The organism is Amycolatopsis sp. NPDC051106, from assembly GCF_040682775.1.
GTDB lineage: Bacteria > Actinomycetota > Actinomycetes > Mycobacteriales > Pseudonocardiaceae > Amycolatopsis.
The window spans coordinates 1-5,528 of the sequence record NZ_JBFBBQ010000189.1 but is presented as its reverse complement, the minus strand read 5'-3'; the positions used below and the strand labels follow the sequence as shown (position 1 = coordinate 5,528).

The window sequence follows — 5,528 nt, the reverse complement described above, 5'->3', positions numbered from 1 at the left end:
CTTCAATGACCCGCCCCCCACCGAGTTTTACCCTCTTTCTTCTACACTCTTTCCCTCCCCGCCGCTCTTCCGATCTCGGCTCGAGGCGGCGACGGCGGCCGCCCGGCGGCGCGTCGCGACGCGGGTCGGGGCCCGCCTCGGGCCGCGCCCGGCGCGACGGCTGGGGCAGCTCGTGGGAGCCGCTGCGCCGAGACGGCTGCGGAAGCTCCTGGTAACCACTCGCGTGGGGATCCTGCGGATCCGCACGGCGTGGTGCGGGCCGGGACGGCGGCGGGGTGGCCGGCCCCGGTTCCCGGAGTCGCCTGCGCCCGCGAGGGGGCTCGGGTGGCTGCTCGTCGTTCATCGGTCTCCCTCCCGGGCGCGGTGCGCAGCGGCGGCGTCGATCCAGGCCTGCAGGATCTCCACGGCGGCGGCCTGGTCGACCACCGCGCGCTGCTTGCGGCCTTTGACCCCGCGCTGGGAGAGGATGCGGGATGCGGTGACCGTGGTCAGCCGCTCGTCGCCCAGCCGGACCGGCACGGGCGCGATGCGCCCGGCCAGGCGTTCAGAATACGCGATCGCCAGCTCGGCCGCCGGACCCTGCCGGTTGGCGAGCGTTCGCGGCAAGCCCACGATCACCTCGACCACCTCGTGCTCGGTGACGAGGGCGGCCAGCTGGTCCAGATCACTGTCGTCGGTCGCATCGCGGGAGAGGGTAACCAATGGCGACGCGAGCACGGGGGCCGGATCGCTCAGTGCGACGCCGACCCGGACGGATCCGACATCGACACCGAGCCGCCGCCCCCGGCCCGGATCGCCCGGCCCGGGCCGGTCCGGGCCGCGGTTTCCGCGGTTAACCAATGCCGGCAATCGCCGCGCGCAGGGCCGTGACCGCCTCGTTCGCGCCGGCCGGGTTCGTGCCACCGCCCTGGGCCATGTCGGGCTTGCCGCCGCCGCGGCCGCCGATCTTCTCGGCGAACGACGGCACGAGCTTGCCCGCGGCGATGCCCTTGTCCTGGGCCGCCTTGGTCGTCGCGACGACGAAGCTGAGCTTCTCGCCGGCCGGCGAGAACAGCGCCACCACACCGGGCCGCGAGCCGAGCCGGCCGCGGAGGTCCGACGCGAGGGCGCGCAGGCCGTTGCCGTCGACGTCCGGGACGACCTCGGCCACCACGGTGACGCCGCCGATCTCCTGCGCCTTGTCGAGCAGCGAGCCCGCCGAGCCCAGCACCTGCTGGGTCTTGAGCTGCGTGATCTCCTTCTCGGCGTTCTTCAGCCGGGTCAGGACGTCCTCGATGCGGCCCGGCAGCTCCTCCGACGGCACCTTGAAGGTGTTCGCCAGCTGCGAGACCAGCAGCTGCTCCTTGCGGACGTACTTCAGCGCGTCGCCGCCCACGAGCGCCTCGACGCGGTGCACGCCCGAGCCGATGGAGGCGTCGGAGACCAGCTTGACCAGGCCGAGCTGGCCGATCCGGTCGACGTGCGTGCCACCGCAGAGCTCGCGGGAGTACTCGCCCATGTCGACCACGCGGACGTCGTTGCCGTACTTCTCGCCGAACAGCGCGACCGCGCCCAGCTCGAGGGCCTTGTCCTTGGTCGTGGTGAAGCTCTGCACCTCGACGTTGGTCTGCAGGTAGTCGTTGACCTCCTGCTCGACCTCGGTCAGCACGTCCGCCGAGACCGAACCCGGCGTGGTGAAGTCGAACCGCATGCGGCCCGGCGAGTTCAGCGAACCCGCCTGCGCCGCGCGCTTGCCGTACGCGCCGCGGACGGCCGCGTGCACCAGGTGCGTCGCGGAGTGCGAGCGCTCGATGGACAGCCGGCGGTGCGCGTCGACCGAGCCGGTGACCTTCGTGTCGAGGCCGACTTCGCCTTCGGTGACCTCGACGCGGTGCACGAACAGGCCCGGGACGATCTTCTGGACGTCGAGGACCTTCAGCTCGACGCCGTCGCCGAGCAGCACGCCGGTGTCGGCGACCTGGCCACCGCTCTCGGCGTAGAACGGCGTCCGGTCGAGGACCAGCTCCGCCTTCTTGCCCGCCGAGACGCTGCGGACCGGCTGCCCGTCTTCGAGCAGCGCGACGACCTTCGCCTCGGCCTGCAGGTCGGTGTAGCCGAGGAACTCGGTCTCGCCGTGCTGCTCCAGGACCTTCCGGTATTCCGAGAGGTCGCCGTGGCCGGTCTTGCGCGACGCCGCGTCCGCCTTCGCGCGGGTGCGCTGCTCGTTCATGAGCGTGCGGAAGCCGTCCTCGTCGACGGTGAGGCCCTGCTCGGCCGCCATCTCGAGGGTGAGGTCGATCGGGAAGCCGTACGTGTCGTGCAGCTGGAACGCCTTGTCGCCGGCCAGCACGTCCCCGCCGCCGCGCTTGGTCTCCTCGGCCGCGAGGTCGAAGATGCGCGAGCCGCTGGTCAGCGTCGAGAGGAAGGCCTCCTCCTCGATCCGCACGACCTCGTTGATCCGGTCGAAGCCGTCGACCAGCTCGGGGTAGGTCGGGCCCATGGTGTCGCGCACGACCTTCGCGAACTCCTGCAGCACCGGCTCCTGCACGCCGAGCAGGCGCGTGGAGCGGACGATGCGGCGCAGCAGCCGGCGCAGCACGTAGCCGCGGCCGTCGTTGCCCGGGGTGACGCCGTCGCCGATCAGCATGACGCCGGTGCGGGCGTGGTCGGCGATGACGCGGAACCGGACGTCGTCGGCGTGGTTCGAGCCGTAGCGGCGGCCGGAGAACTCCTCGGCGCGGCCGATGACCGGGCGCACGAGGTCGGTCTCGTAGACGTTCTCGACGCCCTGCAGGATCGTCGCGACGCGCTCGACGCCCATGCCGGTGTCGATGTTCTTCTTCGGCAGCTCGCCGATCGGCTTGTGCCCGAGCTTGGGGCTCAGGTCGCCGCGGACGTCCTGCATGAAGACGAGGTTCCAGATCTCGATGTAGCGGTCCTCGTCCGCGACCGGGCCGCCCTCGCGGCCGTACGCCGGGCCGCGGTCGTAGTAGATCTCCGAGCACGGGCCACCGGGACCGGGCACGCCCATGTCCCAGTAGTTGTCCTTGCCGTCGCGCTCCTGGATGCGCTCGCCGGGCAGGCCGGTGAGCTTGCGCCACAGGCCCGCCGCCTCGGCGTCGTCGTTGTAGACGGTCGCCCAGATCCGGTTCGGGTCGAGGCCGAACCCGCCTTCGCTCTGGGGCTTGGTGATCAGCTCCCAGGCGTTCTCGATGGCGCCTTCCTTGAAGTAGTCGCCGAAGGAGAAGTTGCCGGCCATCTGGAAGAACGTGTTGTGCCGGGTGGTCTTGCCGACCTCGTCGATGTCCGGCGTGCGCACGCACTTCTGCACGGAGGTCGCGCGCGGGTACGGCGGCGGCGCCTCACCGAGGAAGTACGGCTTGAACTGCACCATGCCGGCGTTGACGAACAGCAGGTTCGGGTCGTCGAGGATCAGCGGCGCGCTGGGCACGCGCGTGTGGCCCTTGCTCTCGAAATGGCGCAGGAAACGGTCGGTGATTTCGTGTGTGTCCACGGGGGTCAGTCCTTGTGCTGGTACCGGAGAACGGGGTGACGGCGGCGGCGGGGCGGCTTCCGGGTCGCGCAGGCGCGACCGGTCAGCGCTCCGCCCGGCGAGCTCGCCGGACGGGCCGGCGGTCGGCGGCGTGCCGGCCGGACGCCTGCGGCGTCACCACGCCCGCCCGCTCCTCGACCATGTCGTGCAGCTCCTGCTCTCGCTCGCTCATGCCGGCGCGCACCTCGGCGCCGAACGAACCCACGGCGCCCGCCAGCTCGCGCACGGCGTCGCCCAGGTTCGATGCTAACCCGGCCGGAGTGGCCTGACGAGCGGTTTCGGCGGCCTTGCGCGACAGCACGACGCCGGTGACCACACCGACGCCGAGCCAGAACAGCCGCTTCACTTCGCGGCCTTCTTCGCGGCCTTGGCGGCGCTCTTCTTCTTGCGCGCCTTGATCGCCTTGCTGAGCCCGTAGGACAGCGCCGCGGTCTTGACCAGCGGGCCGCCCAGCGTCGCGGTGAACACCGACGCCAGGGCGGAGACGTTCCCGGTGACGGCCTGCGCGTTCGACGTGATGCCGTCGACCCGCTCCAGCTGCGCGTTGACGTGCGTGATCGTCTGGTTCGCGCCGATCAGCAGCGGGTCGGTGTTGCTGTTGGTGCGCTCGATCGCCTCGGTGGCCGCGTCCAGCGTCTTGCCGAGCTTGATCAGCGGGATCGCCAGCAGGACGACCAGCACCACGAATGCTCCTGCGGCGATCAACGCGGCGATCTGCCCTGCCGACACGGGCCCTCCTCGGATTCACGGGTCTTGGGTGCTGGTGAGGTTACCGCCTGGCCGGGTTCCCGACCGTGTCACCCCGCGCGGGGTCGAAAACACCTCGCTCCCGGCGACGGCCGCGCGGTACACCTGGGCGATGGCACACGACGACGGACCCGGGCGCCGGGTCCTTTCCGGCCCGGGCGGCACGGCGGCCGACGTGCTGGCCGCGTTGCCGGGCGCCGACCTGACGACAGTCCAGCTGGAGGTCGCGCGGCGGCGGGCGAAGCGGCTGGCCCCGGCCGACGTGCTGCGCCGGCACCGCGACGACCGGTTCGTCGCGGCGAGCCCGCTGCCGTTCGCTTCGCTGCGGCGGATCGAGGACGCTCTGCTCGGCGCGGCGTCGGGGTTCGACCTGGTGACGCTCGCGCCGGTGGTTCCGCTGGGCACGCATTCGGTGGTGACCGGGCTGGCCCAGCACCGGGTGGTGCCGACCGGCCGCGGCACGGAGGTCGCGGCGGACCCGACGACGGGCCTGGCCCTGGAGGCGGCGGTCCGGCGCGCTTCGGCTTCCGTGGTCCGCCTGGCGACGGTCCAGCGGGTGGTGCGGGCCCAGCGCGTGGACGGCGCCGGGATGTTCGCGCACTTCTCGCTGTTCGGCGCGGTGACGGCGGGCCGGGACTCGGGCGACCTCGCGTTCGAACGGGCGGCGCTGGCCGAGCACGCCCGGCTGATGGCGGCGGAGTGCTTGTCGCTCGGGGCCGGTGCGGTTTCGCTCGGGGTGACGGTGCTGGACCCGCGGTTCGCGGACCTGGCGGACGAGGTGGAGGTGCCGGTCCACCCGTTCCCGGAGCGCGAGGGCGGCCGCGGCGGGTACTACGAGGGTCTGTGCTTCAAGGTGTACGCGGACTTCGGCGGTGGCCTGGCCGAGGTCGGCGACGGCGGCTTCACGCCGTGGACCCGCCGGCTGCTGGGCAACGCGAAGGAGAGGTTGATGACGAGCGGCCTGGGCATCGACCGCCTGGCAACGCTCATCCCGGCCTAGCAGCGCCCCAACGCCACATTGGGTGCATCCCACGCACCCAACGCCACATCCGGTGCGCCCCACGCACCCAACGCCACATTGGGTGCGCGAGGCGCTCCCCCCGCCCGCTCCTCCCGGCCCGCCTCAAGCGCCCCAATGTGGCCTTGGTTGCGTCAGACGCACCGGATGTGGCGTTGGGTGCGTGGGATGCACCCAATGTGGCGTTGGGGCGCTGCTAGGCCGGGATGAGCGTTGCCAGGCGGTCGATGC

5 protein-coding genes are annotated in these 5,528 nt (G+C 72.1%); 1 reads left to right on the top strand and 4 read right to left on the bottom strand.

Going from position 1 to position 5,528, the window contains the following annotated elements; all coding sequences use genetic code 11:
• Positions 1-339 precede the first annotated feature (339 nt).
• The 4 genes from ruvX to AB0M83_RS48315 form a co-directional block, all read right to left on the bottom strand.
• Positions 340-840: a Holliday junction resolvase RuvX gene (gene ruvX, locus AB0M83_RS48330; protein WP_364529528.1), complete on the bottom strand. Its 501-nt coding sequence runs from the start codon at positions 838-840 to the stop codon at positions 340-342.
• Positions 833-3,493, bottom strand: a complete 2,661-nt coding sequence (gene alaS, locus AB0M83_RS48325) for an alanine--tRNA ligase (protein ID WP_364529525.1) — start codon at positions 3,491-3,493, stop codon at positions 833-835. The genes ruvX and alaS overlap by 8 nt, the downstream gene beginning before the upstream one ends.
• An 82-nt stretch (positions 3,494-3,575) precedes the next feature.
• Positions 3,576-3,878, bottom strand: coding sequence for a hypothetical protein (locus AB0M83_RS48320; RefSeq protein ID WP_364529522.1), 303 nt, complete (start codon positions 3,876-3,878; stop codon positions 3,576-3,578).
• Positions 3,875-4,261, bottom strand: coding sequence for a DUF948 domain-containing protein (locus tag AB0M83_RS48315; protein ID WP_364529519.1), 387 nt, complete (start codon positions 4,259-4,261; stop codon positions 3,875-3,877). The genes AB0M83_RS48320 and AB0M83_RS48315 overlap by 4 nt, the downstream gene beginning before the upstream one ends.
• Before the next feature lie 130 nt (positions 4,262-4,391).
• On the opposite strand from AB0M83_RS48315, the gene AB0M83_RS48310 reads away from it, so the two are divergent.
• Positions 4,392-5,279, top strand: coding sequence for a hypothetical protein (locus tag AB0M83_RS48310; protein WP_364529516.1), 888 nt, complete (start codon positions 4,392-4,394; stop codon positions 5,277-5,279).
• Positions 5,280-5,528: the final 249 nt, after the last annotated feature.

Bases quoted from the DNA above. Each gene is read 5' to 3' on its own strand.
- AB0M83_RS48310 (WP_364529516.1), top strand. From the start codon at position 4,392: ATGGCACACGACGACGGACCCGGGCGCCGGGTCCTTTCCGGCCCGGGC.